This window comes from Amycolatopsis sp. NBC_01480, from assembly GCF_036227205.1.
Taxonomy (GTDB): domain Bacteria; phylum Actinomycetota; class Actinomycetes; order Mycobacteriales; family Pseudonocardiaceae; genus Amycolatopsis.
Genome location: NZ_CP109442.1, coordinates 8,620,321 through 8,640,293, shown reverse-complemented (window position 1 = coordinate 8,640,293; position 19,973 = coordinate 8,620,321). Strand labels below are relative to the sequence as shown.

At 71.4% G+C, this 19,973-nt stretch carries 26 protein-coding genes and 2 riboswitches; of the genes, 17 read left to right on the top strand and 9 right to left on the bottom strand.

Translation table 11 applies throughout. The features are described from left to right. The first annotated feature begins 8 nt into the window (after window positions 1–8). From rpmB to cobA, 6 genes are read left to right on the top strand one after another with little or no spacing between them, the layout of a single operon-like run. The gene (rpmB, locus tag OG371_RS40750) at window positions 9–245 is read left to right on the top strand and encodes a 50S ribosomal protein L28 (RefSeq protein WP_329061978.1); all 237 of its coding nucleotides are present in this window, start codon (window positions 9–11) and stop codon (window positions 243–245) included. Beyond that, window positions 246–413, top strand: coding sequence for a 50S ribosomal protein L33 (rpmG, locus tag OG371_RS40745; RefSeq protein ID WP_005149953.1), 168 nt, complete (start codon window positions 246–248; stop codon window positions 411–413). Further along, window positions 413–718, top strand: a complete 306-nt coding sequence (rpsN, locus tag OG371_RS40740; RefSeq protein ID WP_329061975.1) for a 30S ribosomal protein S14 — start codon at window positions 413–415, stop codon at window positions 716–718. The genes rpmG and rpsN overlap by 1 nt, the downstream gene beginning before the upstream one ends. After that, complete coding sequence (gene rpsR / locus OG371_RS40735) at window positions 715–948, top strand: 30S ribosomal protein S18 (RefSeq protein WP_329061973.1); 234 nt, start codon at window positions 715–717, stop codon at window positions 946–948. The genes rpsN and rpsR overlap by 4 nt, the downstream gene beginning before the upstream one ends. 59 nt (window positions 949–1,007) lie before the next feature. Continuing rightward, window positions 1,008–1,406, top strand: coding sequence for an ankyrin repeat domain-containing protein (locus OG371_RS40730; protein ID WP_329061971.1), 399 nt, complete (start codon window positions 1,008–1,010; stop codon window positions 1,404–1,406). 27 nt (window positions 1,407–1,433) lie between these two features. Beyond that, a complete protein-coding gene (gene cobA, locus OG371_RS40725; RefSeq protein WP_329061970.1) occupies window positions 1,434–2,651 on the top strand; it encodes a uroporphyrinogen-III C-methyltransferase in 1,218 nt (405 codons plus the stop codon). Window positions 2,652–2,683: 32 nt separating this feature from the next. On the opposite strand, the gene OG371_RS40720 is transcribed toward cobA, so the two are convergent. After that, window positions 2,684–3,562: an alpha/beta fold hydrolase gene (locus OG371_RS40720; protein ID WP_329061968.1), complete on the bottom strand. Its 879-nt coding sequence runs from the start codon at window positions 3,560–3,562 to the stop codon at window positions 2,684–2,686. A 106-nt stretch (window positions 3,563–3,668) separates the two neighbouring features. Between OG371_RS40720 and OG371_RS40715 the strand changes: the two genes are divergently transcribed. Together OG371_RS40715 and OG371_RS40710 are read left to right on the top strand one after the other, a co-directional pair. Continuing rightward, entirely contained in the window at window positions 3,669–4,511 is an 843-nt protein-coding gene (locus OG371_RS40715) for a crotonase/enoyl-CoA hydratase family protein (RefSeq protein WP_329061966.1), read from the top strand. A 36-nt stretch (window positions 4,512–4,547) separates the two neighbouring features. Then, the gene (locus OG371_RS40710; protein ID WP_329061964.1) at window positions 4,548–6,254 is read left to right on the top strand and encodes an AMP-binding protein; all 1,707 of its coding nucleotides are present in this window, start codon (window positions 4,548–4,550) and stop codon (window positions 6,252–6,254) included. Between the two features lie 27 nt (window positions 6,255–6,281). On the opposite strand, the gene OG371_RS40705 is transcribed toward OG371_RS40710, so the two are convergent. Further along, window positions 6,282–6,791: a hypothetical protein gene (locus OG371_RS40705; RefSeq protein WP_329061962.1), complete on the bottom strand. Its 510-nt coding sequence runs from the start codon at window positions 6,789–6,791 to the stop codon at window positions 6,282–6,284. Window positions 6,792–7,109: 318 nt separating this feature from the next. Here OG371_RS40705 and OG371_RS40700 point away from each other — a divergent pair, with 318 nt between their 5' ends. The 6 genes from OG371_RS40700 (at window position 7,110) to OG371_RS40675 (ending at window position 10,668) form a co-directional block, all read left to right on the top strand. Beyond that, window positions 7,110–7,340: a hypothetical protein gene (locus OG371_RS40700; RefSeq protein ID WP_329061960.1), complete on the top strand. Its 231-nt coding sequence runs from the start codon at window positions 7,110–7,112 to the stop codon at window positions 7,338–7,340. A 252-nt stretch (window positions 7,341–7,592) separates the two neighbouring features. Then, a complete protein-coding gene (locus OG371_RS40695; protein WP_091613257.1) occupies window positions 7,593–8,186 on the top strand; it encodes a CDP-alcohol phosphatidyltransferase family protein in 594 nt (197 codons plus the stop codon). A 44-nt stretch (window positions 8,187–8,230) separates the two neighbouring features. Further along, complete coding sequence (gcvH, locus tag OG371_RS40690; protein ID WP_329061956.1) at window positions 8,231–8,614, top strand: glycine cleavage system protein GcvH; 384 nt, start codon at window positions 8,231–8,233, stop codon at window positions 8,612–8,614. A gap of 134 nt (window positions 8,615–8,748) precedes the next feature. Further along, window positions 8,749–9,216, top strand: a complete 468-nt coding sequence (gene garA / locus OG371_RS40685; protein WP_091613262.1) for a glycogen accumulation regulator GarA — start codon at window positions 8,749–8,751, stop codon at window positions 9,214–9,216. Then, the gene (gene ftsR, locus OG371_RS40680) at window positions 9,213–9,974 is read left to right on the top strand and encodes a transcriptional regulator FtsR (RefSeq protein ID WP_329061953.1); all 762 of its coding nucleotides are present in this window, start codon (window positions 9,213–9,215) and stop codon (window positions 9,972–9,974) included. The genes garA and ftsR overlap by 4 nt, the downstream gene beginning before the upstream one ends. Before the next feature lie 220 nt (window positions 9,975–10,194). After that, a complete protein-coding gene (locus OG371_RS40675; RefSeq protein ID WP_091613264.1) occupies window positions 10,195–10,668 on the top strand; it encodes a bifunctional nuclease family protein in 474 nt (157 codons plus the stop codon). A gap of 133 nt (window positions 10,669–10,801) precedes the next feature. Here OG371_RS40675 and OG371_RS40670 read toward each other — a convergent pair whose 3' ends face one another. Beyond that, a complete protein-coding gene (locus OG371_RS40670) occupies window positions 10,802–11,443 on the bottom strand; it encodes a TetR/AcrR family transcriptional regulator (RefSeq protein ID WP_329061950.1) in 642 nt (213 codons plus the stop codon). 255 nt (window positions 11,444–11,698) lie between these two features. Between OG371_RS40670 and OG371_RS40665 the strand changes: the two genes are divergently transcribed. Beyond that, window positions 11,699–12,280, top strand: coding sequence for a MerR family transcriptional regulator (locus tag OG371_RS40665; protein WP_091613270.1), 582 nt, complete (start codon window positions 11,699–11,701; stop codon window positions 12,278–12,280). A 42-nt stretch (window positions 12,281–12,322) separates the two neighbouring features. Then, window positions 12,323–12,423, top strand: a riboswitch (glycine riboswitch). After that, window positions 12,424–12,543: riboswitch (glycine riboswitch) on the top strand. Window positions 12,544–12,767: 224 nt separating this feature from the next. Here the strand turns inward: OG371_RS40665 and OG371_RS40660 are convergent. Next, window positions 12,768–13,130 carry a nuclear transport factor 2 family protein gene (locus OG371_RS40660; RefSeq protein WP_329061946.1) on the bottom strand — a complete coding sequence of 121 codons (363 nt, stop codon included), beginning with the start codon at window positions 13,128–13,130 and terminating at the stop codon, window positions 12,768–12,770. Between the two features lie 177 nt (window positions 13,131–13,307). Between OG371_RS40660 and OG371_RS40655 the strand changes: the two genes are divergently transcribed. Beyond that, entirely contained in the window at window positions 13,308–14,123 is an 816-nt protein-coding gene (locus tag OG371_RS40655) for a helix-turn-helix domain-containing protein (protein WP_442876206.1), read from the top strand. A 93-nt stretch (window positions 14,124–14,216) separates the two neighbouring features. Next, on the top strand, window positions 14,217–15,041 hold the full coding sequence (locus tag OG371_RS40650) for an aldo/keto reductase (protein WP_329061943.1): 825 nt from the start codon (window positions 14,217–14,219) through the stop codon (window positions 15,039–15,041). 68 nt (window positions 15,042–15,109) lie between these two features. Here OG371_RS40650 and OG371_RS40645 read toward each other — a convergent pair whose 3' ends face one another. The 5 genes from OG371_RS40645 to OG371_RS40625 form a co-directional block, all read right to left on the bottom strand. Next, the gene (locus OG371_RS40645) at window positions 15,110–15,796 is read right to left on the bottom strand and encodes a hypothetical protein (RefSeq protein ID WP_329061941.1); all 687 of its coding nucleotides are present in this window, start codon (window positions 15,794–15,796) and stop codon (window positions 15,110–15,112) included. 116 nt (window positions 15,797–15,912) lie between these two features. After that, the gene (locus OG371_RS40640; protein ID WP_329061939.1) at window positions 15,913–16,794 is read right to left on the bottom strand and encodes a 3-methyladenine DNA glycosylase; all 882 of its coding nucleotides are present in this window, start codon (window positions 16,792–16,794) and stop codon (window positions 15,913–15,915) included. After that, complete coding sequence (locus OG371_RS40635; RefSeq protein WP_329061937.1) at window positions 16,791–17,834, bottom strand: hemolysin family protein; 1,044 nt, start codon at window positions 17,832–17,834, stop codon at window positions 16,791–16,793. The genes OG371_RS40640 and OG371_RS40635 overlap by 4 nt, the downstream gene beginning before the upstream one ends. After that, the gene (locus tag OG371_RS40630; protein ID WP_329061935.1) at window positions 17,831–19,195 is read right to left on the bottom strand and encodes a hemolysin family protein; all 1,365 of its coding nucleotides are present in this window, start codon (window positions 19,193–19,195) and stop codon (window positions 17,831–17,833) included. Before OG371_RS40630 ends, OG371_RS40635 begins: the two co-directional genes overlap by 4 nt. Before the next feature lie 200 nt (window positions 19,196–19,395). Continuing rightward, window positions 19,396–19,962, bottom strand: a complete 567-nt coding sequence (locus OG371_RS40625) for a TIGR03086 family metal-binding protein (RefSeq protein WP_329061933.1) — start codon at window positions 19,960–19,962, stop codon at window positions 19,396–19,398. Window positions 19,963–19,973 lie beyond the last annotated feature (11 nt).

The following is a 19,973-nucleotide window of genomic DNA, read 5'->3' as shown; positions in this document are numbered from 1 at the left end:
GAGGGTCCGTGTCAGCCGTGTGCCAGGTCACCGGCCGCAAGCCGGGCTACGGCAAGCAGGTCTCGCACTCGCACCGCCGGACGTCGCGGCGCTGGGAGCCGAATCTGCAGACCCGCCGCTACTTCGTGCCCAGCCTCGGCCGCACGGTGCGGCTCAAGGTTTCGGCCAAGGGCATGAAGACGATCGACAAGCGCGGCATCGAGTCCGTCGTGGCCGAGCTGAAGGCGAAGGGGGTGAAGCTCTAGATGGCGAAGAGCACCGACATCCGGCCGATCATCAAGCTGCGGTCCACCGCCGGCACCGGATACACGTACGTCACGAAGAAGAACCGCCGCAACGACCCGGACCGGATGGTCCTGCGCAAGTACGACCCCGTGGCGCGCAAGCACGTCGAGTTCAAGGAAGAGCGCTGATGGCGAAGAAGTCGAAGATCGCGAAGAACGAGCAGCGCAAGGTCGTCGCCGCGCGCTACGTCGAACGCCGCCGGGCGCTCAAGGCGGTCATCGCCTCGCCCGCGTCCTCGCCGCAGGAGAAGGCGGACGCGGTGGTGGCGTTGCAGAAGATGCCGCGCGACGCGAGCGCCACCCGCGTCCGCAACCGCGACACCGCCGACGGGCGCCCGCGCGGCTACCTCCGCAAGTTCGGCCTGTCCCGGGTGCGCATGCGGCAGATGGCGCACAACGGCGAGCTGCCCGGCGTTTCGAAGTCCAGCTGGTGAGCCGCGAGCGCGTCTTCCGGCGCAAGGCGAACCCGTTGCACGCCAACAAGATCACGCACGTGGACTGGAAGGACGCCGATCTGCTGCGGAAGTTCATCTCCGACCGCGGCAAGATCCGCGCCCGCCGCGTCACCGGGCTGACGCCGAAGCAGCAGAAGCAGGTGGCCACGGCGATCAAGAACGCGCGCGAGATGGCGCTGCTGCCGTACCCGTCGTCATCGCGGGGCTGACGGACCGGCCCTCCCGGAACGCCGGGAGGGCCGGCCGCGGTTGTGGAAAACTGGTGCCCATGACCACGCCGGACGACGAAATCGACCCGCAGCTGCTCGACCTCTGGGCCCGCGTGTTCGGCATGGCGCGCTCGGGCGACACGAAGAGCCTGATCGCCTACGTCGAGGCCGGGATTTCGGCGAACCTGACCAACGATCGCGGCGACACCCTGGTGATGCTGGCCGCATATCACGGGCACGCCGAGGCCGTCGCCGCCCTGATCGAGCGCGGCGCGGACCCGGGCCGGGTGAACGACCGCGGCCAGAGCCCGCTGGCCGGCGCGGTGTTCAAGAACGAGCCGGACGTGGTGAAAGCCCTGCTCGACGGGGGTGCGGACCCGAAAGCGGGCACGCCGTCGGCGATCGAGGCGGCGACGATGTTCGGCAACACCGAGCTGCTGGCCCTGCTCGAGCGCTGACGAGCGCGGCCAGGCAGACTTCCCGGCATGGACGACCCGCACTACCTCTCCGGACTCCAGCTCACCGGCCGCCGCGTCGTGATGGTCGGCGGCGGCACCGTCGCCCAACGCCGGCTGCCGCGCCTCGTGCGCGCGGGCGCGCGAGTGGAACTGGTGTCCCCGCACACGAGCCCGTCGGTGAGCGGCATGGCGGACGCGGGCGAGATCGTCTGGCACCAGCGCCGGTACGCCGAGGGCGATCTCGCCGACGCCTGGTACGCGCTGGCCTGCACCGACGACCCGGAGGTCAACGCCGCGGTCTGCGCCGAAGCCGAGCGCTCGCGGGTGTTCTGCGTCCGCGCCGACGAGGGCGAGTCCGGCAGCGCCGTGACTCCCGCGTCCGGCCGCCACGGCGGGCTGCTGTTCGGCGTGCTGTCCGGCGGCGAGCCGCTGCGGTCCGCGGCGGTGCGCGACAGCGTGCTGGACGCCCTGCACGCGGGCACGGTCGCCGATGGCCGCGCCCCGCGCCGCGAGGAGGCCGAGCTGCCGGGCGTCGCGCTGGTCGGCGGCGGGCCGGGCGACCCGGACCTGATCACCGTCCGCGGACGGCGGCTGCTCTCGCGCGCCGACGTGGTGGTCGTCGACCGCCTCGCGCCGCGGGAGCTGCTGGACGAGCTGGCGCCGGAGGTCGAGATCGTCGACGCGGCGAAGATCCCGTACGGCCGCGCGGCGAGCCAGGACGTGATCAACCGGACGTTGATCGAGAAGGCCAAGGCGGGCAAGTTCGTCGTCCGGCTCAAGGGCGGCGACCCGTACGTGTTCGGGCGCGGCTTCGAGGAGGTGCTCGCCTGCGTCGAAGCGGGCGTGCCGGTGACCATGGTCCCGGGCATCACCAGCGCCTTCGCGGTGCCCGCGGTGGCCGACGTCCCGGTCACCCACCGCGGCGTCGCGCACGAGGTCGTGGTGGTCTCGGGCCACGTCGCCCCGGGGGACGACCGCTCGCTCGTCGACTGGTCCCTGCTGGCCCGGATGCGCGGCACGATCGTGCTGATGATGGGCGTCGAGCGGCTGCCGCAGTTCGCCAAGGCACTGCTGGAAGGCGGCCGCCCGGCCGAAACCCCGGTCGCCGTCGTCGTGGACGGCACGATGCGCACCCAGCGCGTGCTGCGCTCGACGCTGGCCACGGTGGCCGACGACGCGGCGGCTGCCGGAGTGCGTCCGCCTGCGGTGATCGTGTTCGGCCCGGTCGCCGGGCTGGGCTCGTGAGTGTTCATGACGGTTAGAACCGTCATGAACACTCACGAGTCCGAGTAGCAGTCCTCGGCGAACTCGCTGATCGCGGTGGTCAGGCGCTTCGGGTCGAAGCGCAGCTCCACCGGGCTGCGGGCCTGGACGAACTGCGCGTGCGGCATGTCCAGCGCCAGGGTGTCCGCGTCGCCGAACGGGTGGATCGGGTCGCCCTCGTGCCCGATCACCAGCGCGGGCACGGCGATCTGCCGCCGGACCGACTTCGGCGGCGCGATGCGGCCGAACAGCACCCCGTGCAGCAGCGCGGCCATCGACGCGGGCTCCTGCGAAAGCGTGTCCGTCACGACGTCCACCCACTGGCTGCCGTGCGGCACCAGGTTGGCCGCCAGCGCGACGCCGCGCACCGAAACCGGCAGGAAGCGCGCCGCGAACAGCAGCGGGGCGAAGGTCAGCAGCCCGGCGACGATCGCGTTGTCCAGCACCGGCATCTCCACCACCAGCCCCAGCGCGCGCTCGGGCTGCGAGACGGCGACCTCCAGCGCCACGTTCGCGCCCAGCGAGGTCCCGCCGATCACCGCGCGCTCGATGCCCAGGTGGTCCAGCAGCGCCACCGCCTGCTGCCCGAACGCCGGCATCGAGTACCGCCACGATTCGGCGGGCCGGTCGGAGTCGCCGTGCCCGAGCAGGTCGAGCGTGACCACGCGGAAGCCGGACCGGGTCAGCCGGCGGGCCAGCGGCGCGTGCATGCGGCGGGTCAGCATGATCCCGTGCATCAGCACCACGACCCGGTCGCCGGCGCCGAACTCGGTGTAGCAGAGCCGCTGCCCCTCGTGCTGGAACGAGCCGGACAGCTCGATCGGGCGGGTGCGCCGGACCGGCCGGGGCTCGGGGGCCGGTTCGTCCACCGCCGGTGCTTGGGCCGGAGCCATGAGGGCCACCTTCTTCCGCTGCGGTCGGGCCGGTGCTTCCTGGTCCAGGAAAGCATCTCCCGGCCGCGTTGGCACAGCGTCAACCGGATGAGTCAAGATGACCACCATGAGCGCACCCGTTGATGTCCTGCCCGATCTCGTGTCCCTGAAGGTCGCCCTCGACGGCCCCGTCGCCGAGGTCACCCTGCTCGGCCCGTCCAAGGGCAACGCCATGGGGCCCGATTTCTGGCGCGAGCTGCCCCAGGTCTTCGCCGCCCTCGACGCCGACCCGCGGGTCCGCGCGGTCGTGCTGACCGGCAGCGGCAAGCACTTCTCGTACGGCCTCGACCTGCCCGCGATGATGGGCGGCTGGGCGCCGCTGCTGGCCGGTGACGCGCTGGCCGGGCCGCGCACCGAGTTCCACACCGAGGTCCAGCGGCTGCAGCAGGCGGTCAGCTCGATCGCCGAGTGCCGCAAGCCGGTGGTCGCCGCGATCTCGGGCTGGTGCATCGGCGGCGGCGTCGACGTGGTCACCGCCGCCGACATCCGGCTGGCCAGCGCCGACGCGAAGTTCAGCGTGCGCGAGGTGAAGGTCGCGATCGTCGCCGACATCGGCAGCCTGCAGCGCCTCGCCCCGATCATCGGCGAGGGCCACCTGCGCGAGCTGGCGCTGACCGGCAAGGACATCGACGCCGCCCGCGCCGAGAAAATCGGCCTGGTCAACGACGTCTACGAGGACCAGGAGACGCTGCTGACCGAGGCGCGCAAGCTGGCCGCCGAGATCGCCGCGAACCCGCCGCTGGTCGTCCAGGGCACCAAGCAGGTGGTGTCGGCGAACACCGAGCGCCAGGTCGCCGAGGGGCTGCGGTACGTCGCGGCCTGGAACGCCGCCTTCTTGCCCAGCAAGGATCTCGCCGAAGCCGTGCAGGCGTTCATGGAGCGGCGGGCGCCGGAGTTCAAGGGCGAGTAGAAACGGGGGCGACCCGCGAGGACGAGGGAGTACGACGTGAGCAATGGCGCTTCGGAGAGCTATCAGGCGTTCCGCGCGGCGCGGGACTACCTGCAGGCGCACCGGGAGGACTACGACACCGCGGTCCGCGAGTTCGCCTGGCCCGAGCTGACCGAGTTCAACTGGGCGCTCGACTGGTTCGACGTGGTGGCCCGCGACCCGGCGAACGCCGAGCGGTACGCGCTGTGGATCGTCGAGGAGGACGGCACCGAGAACCGGTGGACGTACCCGGAGATGGCCGCCCGCTCGAACCGGGTCGCGAACTGGCTGCGCCGCCTCGGCGTGCGGCGCGGCGACCGGCTGATCCTGATGCTGGGCAACCAGGGCGAGCTGTGGGAGACCATCCTCGCGGCGGTCAAGCTGGGCGCGGTGATCATCCCGGCGTCCACCCTGCTCGGCCCGGCCGACCTGACCGACCGCGTCGAGCGCGGCCAGGCCAAGCACGTGGTGATCCGCGCCGCCGACACCGCGAAGTTCGAAGGCGTCGAGGGCGACTACACGCGCATTGCGGTCGGGGAGCCGGTCGAGGGCTGGCACTCGTACTCCACCGCCTACGCCGAGCCCGCGGAATTCACCCCGGACGGCGTCACCCCGGCGGGCGACCCGCTGCTGCTGTACTTCACCTCCGGCACCACGGCGAAGCCGAAGCTGGTGCAGCACACGCACGTGTCGTACCCGGTCGGGCATCTGTCCACAATGTACTGGATCGGCCTGGAGCCGGGCGACGTCCACCTCAACATCTCCTCGCCGGGCTGGGCGAAACACGCCTGGAGCAACGTGTTCGCGCCGTGGAACGCCGAGGCCACGGTGTTCCTGTACAACTACAACCGGTTCGACGCGCCGGCCCTGATGGCGCAGATGGACCGCTGCGGCGTGACCAGCTTCTGCGCGCCGCCCACGGTCTGGCGGATGCTGATCCAGGCCGACCTGAGCGCATTGCGGACCCCGCCGAAGAAGGTCGTCGGCGCGGGGGAGCCGCTGAACCCCGAGGTGATCGAGCAGGTCGAGCAGGCCTGGGGCGTCACGATCCGCGACGGCTTCGGCCAGACCGAGAGCAGCGTCCAGATCGCCAACACCCCGGGCCAGGACGTGGTGCCGGGCTCGATGGGCCGCCCGCTGCCCGGGTTCGCCGTCGCCCTGGTCGACCCGGTGACCGGCGAGCGCGCGGCCGAGGGCGAGATCTGCCTGGACCTGGCGCACCGCCCGGTCGGGCTGATGACCGGCTACACCGGCGACGACGAGCGGACCGCGGAAGCCTTCGCCGGCGGTTATTACCACACCGGCGACGTCGGCTCGGTCGACGAACGCGGCTACATCACCTACGTCGGCCGCACCGACGACGTGTTCAAGGCCTCGGACTACCGGATCTCGCCGTTCGAGCTGGAGAGCGTGCTGCTGGAGCACGAGGCCGTCGCCGAGGCCGCCGTCGTGCCGGCCCCGGACGCGATCCGCCTCAACGTGCCGAAGGCGTACGTCGTGCTCGCCGCCGGCCACGAGCCGTCGGCGGAGACCGCGAAGGCCGTGCTGGCTTACGCGCGCGAGCACCTGGCGCCGTACAAGCGGATTCGCCGGCTGGAGTTCGCGGAGCTGCCGAAGACGATCTCGGGCAAGATCCGCCGCGTCGAACTGCGCGGTCGCGAGCACCCCGACGCCCGGCCGAAGGGCGAGTTCCGCGAGGAGGACTTCCCCGACCTGAAGGCTTGATCTGTCCGGCCGTTATTCGGACGGGGCTTATTCGGACGGGACGACGGCGGCGAAAACCGTCTGCTCGCCCTTGCCGCAGGTGGTGCCGCCCTGCGCGGCGGGCGGGCCGGAGGTGCACAGCCAGCCCTCGACGGTGTCGTTCACCGCGTCGTTCGACCCCGAGCCCTGACGGCCGGCGATCTTCGCGTGGAACTCCTTCACCAGCCGCATCGCCTCGGCGCACGGCACGCCGCCGGCCTGGCTGTCGAACACGTTGAGGGTCAGCCCGCTGGCGGCGGTGACCGTGCCGCAGGCGCCAGGGGCCTTGGCCGGGGCCGGGGCGGACGGCTTCTTCGGCGCGCTCGAGGACGGCTTCGCGGTGTCCGGCAGCGGCGGGGGAGCGGCGGTCGTGGACGGGGCCGCGGACGAGGTCGTCACCGGCGCGGGAACAGGCGGTGGCGAGGACTGCGGCGCGGGGTCACCCGAACAGGCGGCCAGCGCCGGCAGCAGGAGCCACGCCGCGAGCAGCGGCCGCCACACAGGCTGCGACTGGGGCACCGTCAGTCCTTTCCGCCAAGGGTTCGTCCGGGTCATTCTGACCCGCGCGAGCGGACACGAGGCGCACCGACACCCGGCGCGGGCGGGCGAAGATACCGCCGCCCGGGTGGTCCCGCCGCGCCGGTCCCGCTGACGCACTGTCCACTGTGGACGATTAATCTCGCGTTTACACAGGGAAACACTGGGCGGTCATCCCGAATCGATCGGACGAATCAGGGCCGGGGCGGTTAACGCGGGCGCCCCGGTTGCCGAAGAACAAGGTGAGCGCCTGAAGCGTTCGTGGTCCCCGATGTCCCGCCGTCCCGAACCCAGAGAGCGATGACTACCTCAGCAGCCAGCGAGCCCAGCGCCCCGCCGTCAGCCACCCCGACCACCCCGCCGACCGTCCCCTGCAGCGTCGTGTGGTGCGACGGACGCCCTTACGTCCTGGAGGGCCGCCCCGGCCGCGCCCGCTGGGTCGGCACCGATTACCGCGGCCGTCCCGAGGCGCTGAGCAGCGCCGAGGTCCAGCGCCGCGGCTGGACCCACAGCCGCCGCCGCGCCTGCTGACGCCCCAGAACCCCGCGGCCGGGTCGCGGCGCCGCAGAGCCCGCGCCCCGGCCGCGTGACCATCCCTCCGCCTGACGCCTCTCGGCGCGACCGGCCCCCGTCGCCGCTATCCCGGCCCGCGCGTGCCCACCGCACCCCGCCGCCTCGACCAGTGCGGCCCAGCCGCGCGCGCCTCGGGCACCCCACCCAGCCGACGCGCCCGGCCGCGTGACCATCGGTTCCCCCGCCTGCCCGCCCCTCTAGGCTGGGCGGGTGACCACGGTCCCCGAGCCCAAGACGGAGCCTTCCCTGCTGCGGCAGGCGTTCAACGTCCCCAACATGCTGTCCCTGCTGCGGCTGGCCGGCGTGCCCGTCTTCCTGTGGCTGCTGCTCGGCCCGAAGGAGGACGGCTGGGCGCTGGCGGTGCTCGTCTTCTCCGCGCTGACCGACTGGCTCGACGGCAAGCTCGCCCGCTGGCTGGACCAGATGTCGCGGCTCGGGCAGCTGCTCGACCCGGCCGCGGACCGGCTGTACATCCTGGCCACGCTGGTGGCGTTCCTGCTGCGCGGCATCATCCCGTGGTGGGTGGTGGTGCCGCTGGTGCTGCGCGAGCTGGTGCTCGCGGTCTGCGTGCTGGTGCTGCGCCGCCGCGGCTTCGCGCCGCCCGAGGTCACCTACATCGGCAAGGGCGCGACCTTCGTGCTGATGTACGCCTTCCCGTTCCTGCTGCTCACCCAGGGCGGCTCGGACCTGGCCGCGGTCGCCCGGCCGATCGCGTACGCGTTCACCATCTGGGGCGGGGTGCTCTACCTCTGGTCCGGGGTGCTGTACGTCGTGCAGGTCGTGCGCGCGCTGCGCCCCCGGTGATGGAAGACTGCCCGTAGCAGACGGCACGAGGAAGGGGAGCGGCCTTGTCCACTCCGGAAGAACTCCGCTACACCGAGGAACACGAGTGGGTCGCCACGCGCGCGGGCTCCGTGGTCCGGGTGGGCATCACCGAGTACGCGCAGGACCAGCTCGGCGACGTCGTGTTCGTGGACCTGCCCGAGGTGGGCAAGCAGGTCGGCACCGGCGACGTGTTCGGCGAGGTGGAGTCGACCAAGAGCGTCTCCGAGCTGTTCGCGCCCGTGGACGGCGAGATCGTCGCGGTGAACGACGCGGTCGCCGAGTCGCCCGAGCTGATCAACTCCGACCCGTACGGCGAGGGCTGGCTCGTGGAGATCCGGCTCGACGACAGCGCGGGCCTCGAGGCCCTGCTCGAAGCCGAGGCCTACCAGGCGCTCATCGCCGGCTGAGCCCGGTTCGCACCTGGCCCGGGGCGTCCGCTCGCGGAAGGGGGAGCCCCGGGGTCCGGAACCGATCAGGCACGGTACGTTGGCAGCTACACGTTCTTGGTCAATGGTTTTATCTTGTGTAGAGGAGAGCTCAGGTGAGCACGAACGACGGGCCCGGCGTTCCCCCGGAGCAGTCTCCGGAGCGGACCTCTGTCTTCCGGGCCGACTTCCTGGCCGACGTCGAAGGCCACGAGTCCGCCCCGGCTGCCGAGGCACCGGTCCAGGGCGTCGACGCCCTGCCGCCGGGTTCCGCGCTTCTGGTGGTGAAGCGCGGCCCCAACGCGGGTTCGCGCTTCCTGCTCGACCGGGACACCACCAGCGCCGGGCGGCACCCGGACAGCGACATCTTCCTCGACGACGTCACTGTCTCCCGCCGGCACGCCGAATTCCGGCGTGAGGGCGGCGAGTTCGTGGTGATCGACGTCGGCAGCCTGAACGGCACCTACGTCAACCGGGAGCCGGTCGACCAGGCCGTGCTGGCCGGCGGTGACGAGGTGCAGATCGGGAAGTTCCGCCTGGTCTTCCTGACCGGCCCGGGTCACGGGGGCCAGGGGGCGCAGTGACGGCGGCCGGGCAGCCCGGTCGTTCGGAGGCCCGGCGCGACGGGTTGAGCATCGGGGCGGTGCTGGCGCAGCTGCGCGGCGACTTCCCCGATGTCACCATCTCCAAGATCCGGTTCCTCGAGGCGGAAGGCCTGGTCCTGCCGGGCCGGACCGCCTCGGGGTACCGGCAGTTCGCCGCGGCGGACGTGGAGCGGCTCCGCTTCGTGCTGTCCGCGCAGCGGGACCACTACCTCCCGCTCAAGGTGATCAAGGAACAACTGGACGCGGCGGACTCCGGGGCGGAGCCCGCCGCGATCACTCCGCGGCTGCCGCGGAAACTGGTGCCGCTCGACGCGCCGGCGGAGAACGGCGGCCTCCCGGGGCCGTCGGACTTCGAGACCGACCGCGAGGTCCGGCTGACCCAGGAGGAGCTGCTGGCGCAAGCCGGCATCGACGCCGCGACGCTGGCCGAGCTGCAGCAGTACGGGCTCGTGCGGCCCGGCGCGGCCGGCTTCTTCGACCCGGACGCGGTGCACGTCGCGCGCACCGTGAAGGCGATGACCGAATTCGGTATCGAGCCGCGGCATCTGCGGGCCTTCCGCGCCGCCGCCGATCGCGAAGTCGGTTTGCTCGAGCAGATTGTGACGCCCGTGTATCGCCACCGTGACACCGGCGCGAAAGCCCGGGCCGACGAAGTGGTGCGGGAGCTGGCGGCGCTGACCGTGACGCTGCACACGCTGCTCGTCAAAGCCGGGATCCGGGGCGTCACCGGGGGCTGAACCGGTTGTCCCGCCCACGATCCCCTTTTACTTCGAATGTCAATGACTGAATGTTCGCGTCCGTATGCCGTACCGTGAGGGAACGGTTTGCGGCGCCGCGAACCGAGAAAGTCCGCCACTAGCGAGCACAGCGCCCGCAGGACGGGTAGCGTCGGAACCATCGGCGCGAGTACGTCGTGAAGCGCTGCGGCCCGTGCGCACGAGAGGGAGGCGAAGCCCGATGAGCGAGATGCGCGTCGTGGGCGTGCGGGTGGAGCTGCCCGCGAATCAGCCGATCTTGTTGCTGCGGGAGACCGACGGCGAGCGGTACCTGCCGATCTGGATCGGCTCGGTCGAAGCCACCGCGATCGCCTTGGAGCAACAGGGAGTCCGTCCCGCCCGGCCGCTGACCCACGACCTGCTCAAAGAGGTCATCGGGGCGCTCGGCCGCGAGCTGGAGCAGGTCGTGATCACCGACCTGAAAGAAGGCACCTTCTTCGCCGAGCTCGTCTTCGACGGCGACATCCGGGTGTCCGCCCGCCCGAGCGACTCCGTCGCGCTGGCGCTGCGGATCGGCGTGCCCATCCACGCCGTGGACGCGGTGCTGGAAGAGGCCGGCCTGATCATCCCGGACGAGCAGGAGGACGAGGTCGAGAAGTTCCGCGAGTTCCTCGACTCCGTGTCCCCCGAAGACTTCCGCGGCGCCGACACCTGAGCCAGGCGGCCGGACCGGACACGTTCGCCACTTCGAGCCGCCGCCGTGCCGGCGGCCCCGATCCCCAGGGCCCTGAAGGCCACCATGAGGGTCGGAAATGCCCTCATGGTGGCCTTCAGGGACTTCGCCGGGATCAGCTCTTTCCGGTCGGCGCGGTCGCCCGCTCGAACAGGTCCGCCAGTTCGCGGCCGTAGCGGTCGAGGTCGATCGACGGGTCCGCCGCGTACGCCGCCGCCACGCCGTCGATGGCCTGGGCGATCGACATCGCCATCACCTCCGGCGCGAACTCGCCGAACGCCCCCTCCGCCTGGCCCTGCTTGAGCTGCCGGTGCACGGCGCCGACGCGCAGCTCGCTGACCAGCACCGAGGTCATCGCCCAGCCGTCCGCGTCGTCGGCGTTCGCGCCGAACTCCACCAGCACCCGCACGCACTCGGGATAGTCGCGCAGGAACGCCACCGAGGTCTCGATGTGCGCGCGCAGGTTGGCCGGCCGGTCGCCGGGATCGACCCCGGCGCTGCGGTGCTGCAGGAACATCGTCTTGGTCTCGGACACCGTGCTCAGCACGGCCTGCATGAGGCCGGCCTTGCTGGTGAAGTGGTAGGAGATCATCCGCGTGCTGCTCAGGCCCGCGCGCTCCTTGATCTTCGAGAAGGTGGTCCGGCGGTACCCGTGGTCGGCGATCGTCGCGATGGTGGCGCTGATGATCTGCGCGCGGGTCGTCGCCTCCGTGACGCTCAGCCCCAGTTCGGCCTGCGTGTCGAAGTTTACTCGCATGAGTAAAAAGTAACACGGCTGAGTAAATCCTGGCAATCCGTACGGCGAACGGACCAAAGGCTCAAGACGGGCTTGAGGTGCGCCGCGCGTCGCGTTGACCGCCCCGCGGCTCGGGCTTACCGTCAAAGGCGGTAAATCGCCACGATGTGATTCGCTGACTGGGGCGCGATCGTGGCGGTTCTCCCCGGCCGATCCCGCTCTGGGCTCGACCGGCTGTCATTCGCCGGCCGCCAGGTCGGGCGAGGGGAGGCTTGCGTGGTCGAGGCTGGTAGTCCGGAGAGGCCGCCTGTTCGTGCCGCCGACGGCGAGCAGGGCGAGCTGTTCCCCGACGCCTCGTTGCCGGACGAGCTGGTCGGCTACCGCGGCCCCGCCGCGTGCCAGATCGCCGGGATCACCTACCGGCAGCTCGACTACTGGGCCCGGACGAAACTGGTGGCCCCGAGCATCCGGACCGCGCACGGCTCGGGCTCGCAGCGGCTGTACTCGTTCAAGGACATCCTGGTGCTCAAGGTGGTCAAGCGGCTGCTCGACACCGGGGTCTCGCTGCAGAACATCCGCGTCGCGGTCGAGCACCTGCGGGTGCGCGGCGTGCGGGACCTCGCGCGCGTGACCCTCTTCTCCGACGGCACCACGGTGTACGAGTGCACCTCGCCGGAGGAGATCGTCGACCTGCTCCAGGGCGGGCAGGGTGTGTTCGGCATCGCGGTCAGCGGCGCCATGCAGGAGATCAGCGGCACGATCCACGAGTTCCAGGCCGAGCGCGCCGACGGCGGGGTCGTCGAGTCGGTCGAGCCGGACGAGCTCACCCAGCGCCGCAACGCCCGCCGCACCGGCTGATCATCGGCCGCGGGCCGGGGGTAGAGTACGAAGTGCGGTCGACGAACCCGCGCGGGAGAGACCGAGCCGGCATCCACGAGCTCGGCGCCGAAGGAGCAACTCCTCCCCGGAACCTCTCAGGCACCCCGGACCGCGCGGACCAGACGCCTCTGGAAAGCGGATCGGCAGGTGACCACCCGCCGATCCCGCCGACGGTGCAAACCCGGCTCACCACGCGGGTGAAACTCTCAGGCGCCCCTCGGGGTACGGACAGAGCGGGGAGGGCCCGGCTCGAGCCGTTCGGCTCGCCGGGTTTTCTTGTCTCAGGCGGATTTTCGGGTCGTTCTTTCCTGATGCCGCGAGGTGGTCCGGACCTCCTGTATCGAGGTCTGGACCATGTAGCCGCTCGAGGTCTGGACCAGATGGCGTAAAGCTGACTGGTCCAGACCTCGTAACTTTCCCGGCGGCAGGCCCGGGATTCGGGCCTGCCGCCGGAAAACGGCGCCGCTCAGCCGGGGACCCGGTCCAGGAACCCGTGCACCTTGGCGATCCGGCCGCCGTCCAGCTCGACCACGTCGAAGCCGATCGCGATCGGCTCGGTCACCCCCGGGGCGCTGAGGTACCACTGGAACCGCGCCAGGTCGTGGTGGGCGTCCGGCGCGGCGGGCAGCCGGAAGGACAGGCCCGCGAACTGCTCCTGCGCGCCGGCGATGAAACCGTCGATCCCGTCGTGGCCGCGGACCGCGCCCAGCGGGTCGGTGTAGGTCGCCTCCGGGGTGAACAGCTCCGCGATCAGGGCCTTGCGGCGCTCGGCGTCGGTCTCGTTCCAGACGGCGATGTACTGCTCGACCGTGTTGTGCACATCGGACACTGTGCTGCTCCTGTTCCTCCTGGGGGACAACGGGTTCGCTGTCCTCGTTGCCGCCAAGACTGCCGGGAGCGCGGCACCGGGTCGATTACGCCGGAGGTAACGCCCGCGGCTCCGGATCCGGCCCGCGGGTCATTACCCGAAAGGTAATGGCCCCGGTTCCGCGTTGGCCGTAGCGTCCTGGGGGTGACGACTTCGGTGAAGGCCCCGGCGCGCAGCGCGGTCGGCGTTCTACTGCGCGAATGGCGCGACCGGCGGCGGATCAGCCAGCTCGACCTGGCCATCTCCGCCGACATCTCGACCCGGCACCTGAGCTTCGTGGAGACCGGCCGGTCCCGGCCGAGCCGCGAGATGGTGCTGCGCCTGGGCGAGCACCTCGACGTGCCGCTGCGGGAGCGCAACCAGCTCCTGCTCGCGGCCGGATACGCGCCCGCGTACGGCGAAAGCGAGCTGGCCGCGCCGGAGCTGAAGGCCGTGCGGGAGGCGGTGCGCCAGCTGCTCACCGGGCACGAACCGTATCCGGCCGCGGTCGTCGACCGGGCCTGGAACCTGGTCGACGCCAATGCGAGCCTGCAGGTGCTCGTCGACGGCATCGCGCCGGAACTGCTCACGCCGCCGGTGAACGTCCTGCGGGTCACCCTGCACCCGGACGGCATGGCGCCGAACGTGCTGAACCTGGGGGAGTGGCGTGCCCACCTGCTCGGCCGCCTGCGCCGCCAGGTCGAGGCGACCGCGGACGCCGGCCTCGCCGAACTGCTGGCCGAACTGCGCGGCTATCCCTGCGACCAGCCGGTGCCCGAGGTCGAACTGCCCGGCCCTGGCGACATCTTCGTCCCGCTGCGCTACCTCCACCAGGGCACGGAGCTGACGTTCTTCAGCACGGTGGCGACCTTCGGCACCCCGCTCGACGTCACCGTCGCCGAGCTGGTGATCGAGTCGTTCTACCCGGCGGACCCGGAGACGGCGGCGTACCTGCGCGAGCGCGCGGTCGGCTGAGACGCGATCCGGGACCACGAGATGGTGGGCCCGGGCCGGCGGTGGCAGGATCGACGGTGACCGTCCGGGAAACCGCAGTGAGGATCCGCCTCCATGGCCATGCCGCCCCTGCTCACCCTGAACAACGCAGTGACCGTCCCGCAACTCGGCTTCGGTGTCTACAAGGTGGACTCCGCCCAGGCCGAGAAGGTGATCGCCACGGCCATCGAGGTCGGGTACCGCAGCATCGACACCGCGACGCTTTACGGCAACGAGGCGGAGGTCGGCGCCGCGATCAGGGCGTCCGGCGTGCCGCGCGAGGAGTTCTTCGTCACCACCAAGCTGTGGAACACCGACCACGGCCGCGATCGGGCGTTGCGCGCGTTCGACCGCAGTGCCGACGCGCTCGGGCTCGGGCAGCTCGACCTGTACCTGATCCACTGGCCGCAGCCGCGGCTCGACCGCTACGTCGAGACCTGGCGGGCGCTGGGGGAGTTGCAGCGCGAGGGGCGGGTGCGCGCGATCGGCGTGTCCAACTTCGGCGTGACGCACCTGCGCCGGCTGCTCGACGAGACCGGCGTCGTCCCGGCGGTGAACCAGGTGGAGCTGCATCCCTGGCTCCAGCAGACGGAGCTGCGCGCGTTCCACGCTGAGCACGGCATCGCCACGGAGGCCTGGGCTCCGCTGGCCCGCGGACGGCTGCTCGGCGAGGGCGTGATCACCGCGCTGGCGGCGAAGTACGGCAAGACCCCCGCCCAGCTGGTGCTGCGCTGGCACCTCCAGCTGGGCACGATCGCGATCCCGAAGTCCGCCACGCCCTCGCGCATCCGGGAGAACTTCGACGTGTTCGACTTCGAGCTGGCGGACGACGACCTGGCCGCACTGTCCGAACTGGACAATGGCACGCGCACCGGGCCGGACCCGGACACGGTGGCCTGAATCGCCCTCGGCACAAGAGAAGCGCCGGCTCCCGTGAAGGGAACCGGCGCTTCCAAGACCGCAGCGGCTCAGTACGGCCGGATGCCCGCGGCCGTGAAGTCGGCCTGCTGGGCCGGTTCCTTCAGATAGGCGCGGAAGCTCTGCGTGCCGCGCTGCTGGGTGTCGTCGATCGACGCGCCCGCGAGCCCGATGAACGGGTAGTCGGACTGCGCGAAGGAGGCGACGCTCATCGACGGCGAGCCGATCAGGTCCGGCTTGGCCGCCGAGAGCTGCTGGGACCAGGACGAGGACTCGGGGATCCAGCCGTCGGGGAGCCCGCCGATGCTGTCCAGCGCGGTCTTGCCGGTGAGCGCGCTCAGCACGTCGGACGAGTCCTTGGTCTCGACGTCGACCTGGACGCAGCTGCCGTGCACGACGGTGAGGTCGGAGTTCCAGCGCGCCGCGGCGGTCTGCACCGGCTTGGCGATCTGCGGGGTCACCACGACCCGGATCTGCTCCCGGCCGCCCGTGCAGCTCGCCGCCTGGGCCTCCGCGCGGTTGTTCAGCACGCTGTCGGCCCAGTTCCAGCCGAACACGCCGAGCACGATGAGGACCACGAGGCCGGCCACGGCGATCGGCCAGCCGGCGATCCGGCGGCGGGGGGCCTTCTTGGCGACGATCCGGTGCGAGCCGGTCGTCTCACTGCGCCCCTGCTGGGGTTTCGGGGGGTCGAGAGGGTGCGGCACCGGCTCCTCGGCCAGGCTGTGTCGCCCCATCGTTGTCCTTTCGGTATGTGCGCACACGCACAGCTACGCAATCACATCGTTATCACTCTAACAGGCCAGCGACCCTGCGTGAATATCGTTACCGAGCGTGGCTTTCGCGGTACAGCTCAGCTATTCCGGCCCAGCAGGTCCCGGCACAGGGAGATCAGCCGTGCGCGCAGCGGCTCGGCCCGGCGGGCGAAGGCGGCCTGGGACCGGACGTACTCCGCCCGTCCCTCGGCCGTCTCGATGCGGACCGCGGGGTAACCATACGCGGCCAGGTCGTACGGGCTCGCGCGCATGTCCAGCGCCCGGACGTCGGCGGCCAGTTCGAAGCAGTCGCCGACCAGTTCGGCGGGCACGAACGGGTCCAGCTTGTACGCCCACTTGAACAGGTCCATGTTCGCGTGCAGGCAGCCCGGCTGCTCCAGCTCGACCTGGTTCTCGCGGCTGGGCGCGAGGCCGTTGCGCGGGCGCGCGGGATCGGTGAAGAAGCGGAACGCGTCGTAGTGCCCGCACCGGATGTCCATCGATTCGACGACGGTGTCGGTGCCCGCCGAGCCCAGCCGCAGCGGCACCTGCGCGTGCCGCACCGAATCCGCGGGCTCGCGGTAGACCATGGCCCACTCGTGCAGCCCGAAGCAGCTCAGCCGCGGCGCGCGCGAGGCCGTCGCGGAGAGCAGGTCCAGTACGAACTCCGCGGTCCGGGCCCGCCGTCCGGTGAACGCGGCCGCGTCGAGCGTCACACCGCCTTCGGTCTCGGTGAAGGCCGGCCGATCGAGGAACCGCCGCGCGGCCGGGCCGGCGAGCACAACCCCCGGGCCCGGCTGCCAGCGCTCCACGTGCCCGGGCCGGTGCGAGTAGTACGTGAACAGGAAGTCCAGCACGGGGTGCTTCTCGCCGCGGGCGCGGCGCTCCTGGTGCGGCCCGGTCCAGGCCCGCATCCGCTCGGCGTGCGCGCTTTCGCGGGCCAGCCACTCGGGCTCGGCGAACACGACCGGGCCGGTCATGCCGTCACGTGGGTGCCGTCGCGCACGGTCCCCACGTACTCCTCGACCAGGTCCTCCAGCGCGACCACGCCGACCGCCTTGCCCGCGGCGTCCAGCGCCCGGGCCAGGTGGCTGCCTTCCTTGCGCATGGCCGAAAGCGCGACGTCCAGCCGGGCGTCCGAGGACAGCTCGGTGAGCGGGCGCGTCTTCGAGTCCGGCACGGAGGTCGACGGGTTCTGGCCGACCAGGTCGAGCACGTCCTTCACGTGGATGTAGCCGGTGAGCGTGCCGTCGTCGGTGCACACCGGGAACCGCGAGAACCCGGTGGAGGACACCGCGCGCTCGACGTCGCCGAGCGTCGGTCCACAAGGGAGGGTGGTCAGCTCGGCGGTGGGCACCAGCACGTCGGCGACGGTCTTCTCGACCGACGACAGCGTCTGCGAAAGCCGCTGGTGCTCCGATTGGTCGAGCAGCCCCTCGCGGCGGGACTCGCTCAGCAGCTCCGCCAGCTCGTCGGAGGTGTACGCGGTTTCCAGCTCGTCCTTCGGCTCCACCTTGACCGCGCGCAGCAGCGAGTTCGAGACGAAGTTCAGGAACCAGATGATCGGGTTCGCCAGCTTCACCCAGCCCACGTGCACCGGCACCAGCCACAGCGCGAGCCGCTCGGGCTCGGCGATGGCGAGGTTCTTCGGCACCATCTCGCCGATCAGCACGTGCAGCATGGTGATGAAGGCCAGCGCGATGGCGAACGAGATCGGGTGCAGCAGCTGCTCGGGCAGGCCCAGCAGGTCGAACAGCCCGGACAGCTGGTGCGCGACCGCGGGCTCGCCGAGGCGGCCCAGCAGCAGCGAGCAGATGGTGATGCCCAGCTGCGCGCCCGCGAGCATCCGCGAGACGTGCCGGCTGGCGTTGATGACGATCTGCGCGCGGGTCTTTCCCTGTTCCAGCAACGCTTCCAGCCGGTCCCGCCGCGAGGAGATCAGGGTGAACTCGGCGCCGACGAAAAACGCGTTGGTGAGCAGCAGGACCGCGACGAGCGCGATGTTCAGCCAGTCGTTCACGCCGGCACCTCCCGTCCCGCGGCGGCCGGCTGCCCGTCGGCCTGCGCCTCGGCGGCGCGGTCCACCGGCCGCACCTGGACCTCGGCGATCCGGTGCCGGTCCATGCTGGTGACGGTCAGCAGCCAGCCGTCGACCTCGGCGGCGTCACCCTCGGCGGGGATGCGGCCGAGCCGTTCCAGCACCAGTCCGGCGATGGTTTCGTAGTCGCCGTCGGGCATCCGGAAGCCGGTGACGTCGGTGACCTCGTCGGCGCGCAGCTGGCCGGAGACCAGCCAGCTGTCGGTGCCGAGCTGCTGGGACGCGGGGGCCTCGCCCTCGTCGTGCTCGTCGCGGACGTCGCCGATGATCTCCTCGACCACGTCCTCGAGCGTGACCAGCCCGGCCGTGCCGCCGTACTCGTCGACGACGATGGCGAGCTGGTAGCGCGAGTCGCGCAGGCGGTTGAGCAGCGCGTCGCCGGAGAGGGACTCGGGCACGGTCGGCACCGGCCGCATGGCCGAGCCGATCCGCATCGTCGCCCGCTCCTCGGCGGTGATCGCGAAGGCCTGCTTGATGTGCACCGCGCCCTGGACGTCGTCGAGATCCTCGGTGTACACGGGGAAGCGCGAGAAACCGGTGCGGCGCGAGAGCTCGATGAGGTCGTCCACGGTGTCGTCCACGGTCAGCGATTCGACCTGCACGCGCGGGGTCATCAGCTCCTCCGCGGTGCGCTCGCCGAAACGCAGCGACCGGTCGAGCAGTTCCGCAGTGGACGTGTCGAGCGTGCCGCTTTCGGCGCTGGAGCGGACGATCGAGCCCAGCTCCTGCGGCGAACGCGCCGAGCGCAGCTCTTCCTGCGGCTCGACGCCGAACTTGCGCACCAGGAAGTTGGCGCTGTTGTTCATCAGCGTGATCAGCCAGCGGAACAGCGCGGAGAACCGCGAGTGGTAGCCGGTCACCGCGCGGGCGGTGGCCAGCGGGCGCGCGATCGCGAGGTTCTTCGGCACCATCTCGCCGAGGATCATCGACAGGAAGGTCGCCACCACCAGCGCGACGGCGATGGACACGCCCTCGGCGACCGCCTCGGACAGCCCGTCGAACAGCGGGCGGACCAGGTCGCCGATCAGCGGCTCGGCCAGGTAACCGGTGATCAGCGTGGTCAGGGTGATCGCCACCTGGGCGCCGGAGAGCTGGAAGCTGAGCGTGCGGTGGGCCTTCTGCACCGCCAGCGAGCGGCGGTCGCCGGTCTGGCGGACGTCGGCGTCGACCGTGCTGCGCTCCAGCGCGGTGAGCGAGAACTCCGCGGCCACGGCCAGGCCGGTGCCGACGGTCAGCAGGAGGAACAGGAGCACGCCGAGGACGGAAAGCAGGGCGTGGGTCATGCCGCGCCGCCCTTCGTGGCGGGGGGAACGGCTATCGGGAAGCCGGGTTGCTCACCCGGCCCGGTACTGTCACCGGGCGACTGCGCAGCGCGCACGTATGGAGTCACTCCTCGTAGGAAATCGGCTTGTACTGCGACGATGCCGACAATCTTAACGTGTTCCGCACACCGGGCGGGGGCCACCGGGGTGTGTCGGGCGGCTCAGCGCGGGTGGCGCCCGAGGAGCGCGACGAGGCGGGTGGGCGCGCTCGCGGTCCGGCTGACCGCCACCGGCGGGTCGAACACGCCGAGTCCCTGCCACTCCTCGACCATCGGGCGCAGCATGTCCAGCAGCCGCGCGGCCAGCTCGCCCGGCACGGGGTTGGGCGCGCCCAGCGCGGTGGCCAGGTCCCAGCCGTGCACGGCGAGGTCGAGCGCCATCTGCCAGCCGTACTCCTCGGCCGGGATCAGGCCGAACGAGACGTGCACCGTGCGCTGGACGGCGCCGGGGGAGAGCCACGCCTCGCGGGCGGCCGCCGAAGCCTGCTCCCAGACGGCCACCGGGTCGTCGCCGAGCACGTCGCCGTCGTACCGGTCGCCGACGTCGTCCAGCGTCGCGCCCGCGAGCAGGTGCGGGACCCACAGCTGCTCGGCGACGAGGTGGTTGACCAGGTCCCGGACGGACCATTCGGTGCAGGGGGTGCCGCGGCGCCAGTCGCCCGGGCCGGTCTCGTGCACGGTCCGGTCGAACACGTCGAGGGCCCGGCCGTGCGCGTCGAGGAGGTCCACGGGCACATTCA

Excerpts from the sequence above, each read along its gene's own strand:
- rpmG (WP_005149953.1), top strand. The coding sequence starts at position 246 with ATGGCGAAGAGCACCGACATCCGGCCGATCATCAAGCTGCGGTCCACC.
- rpsN (WP_329061975.1), top strand. The coding sequence starts at position 413 with ATGGCGAAGAAGTCGAAGATCGCGAAGAACGAGCAGCGCAAGGTCGTC.
- OG371_RS40730 (WP_329061971.1), top strand. The coding sequence starts at position 1,008 with ATGACCACGCCGGACGACGAAATCGACCCGCAGCTGCTCGACCTCTGG.
- cobA (WP_329061970.1), top strand. The coding sequence starts at position 1,434 with ATGGACGACCCGCACTACCTCTCCGGACTCCAGCTCACCGGCCGCCGC.
- OG371_RS40720 (WP_329061968.1), bottom strand. The coding sequence starts at position 3,562 with ATGGCTCCGGCCCAAGCACCGGCGGTGGACGAACCGGCCCCCGAGCCC.
- OG371_RS40715 (WP_329061966.1), top strand. The coding sequence starts at position 3,669 with ATGAGCGCACCCGTTGATGTCCTGCCCGATCTCGTGTCCCTGAAGGTC.
- OG371_RS40700 (WP_329061960.1), top strand. The coding sequence starts at position 7,110 with ATGACTACCTCAGCAGCCAGCGAGCCCAGCGCCCCGCCGTCAGCCACC.
- OG371_RS40675 (WP_091613264.1), top strand. The coding sequence starts at position 10,195 with ATGAGCGAGATGCGCGTCGTGGGCGTGCGGGTGGAGCTGCCCGCGAAT.
- OG371_RS40670 (WP_329061950.1), bottom strand. The coding sequence starts at position 11,443 with ATGCGAGTAAACTTCGACACGCAGGCCGAACTGGGGCTGAGCGTCACG.
- OG371_RS40650 (WP_329061943.1), top strand. The coding sequence starts at position 14,217 with ATGGCCATGCCGCCCCTGCTCACCCTGAACAACGCAGTGACCGTCCCG.
- OG371_RS40645 (WP_329061941.1), bottom strand. The coding sequence starts at position 15,796 with ATGGGGCGACACAGCCTGGCCGAGGAGCCGGTGCCGCACCCTCTCGAC.
- OG371_RS40640 (WP_329061939.1), bottom strand. The coding sequence starts at position 16,794 with ATGACCGGCCCGGTCGTGTTCGCCGAGCCCGAGTGGCTGGCCCGCGAA.
- OG371_RS40630 (WP_329061935.1), bottom strand. The coding sequence starts at position 19,195 with ATGACCCACGCCCTGCTTTCCGTCCTCGGCGTGCTCCTGTTCCTCCTG.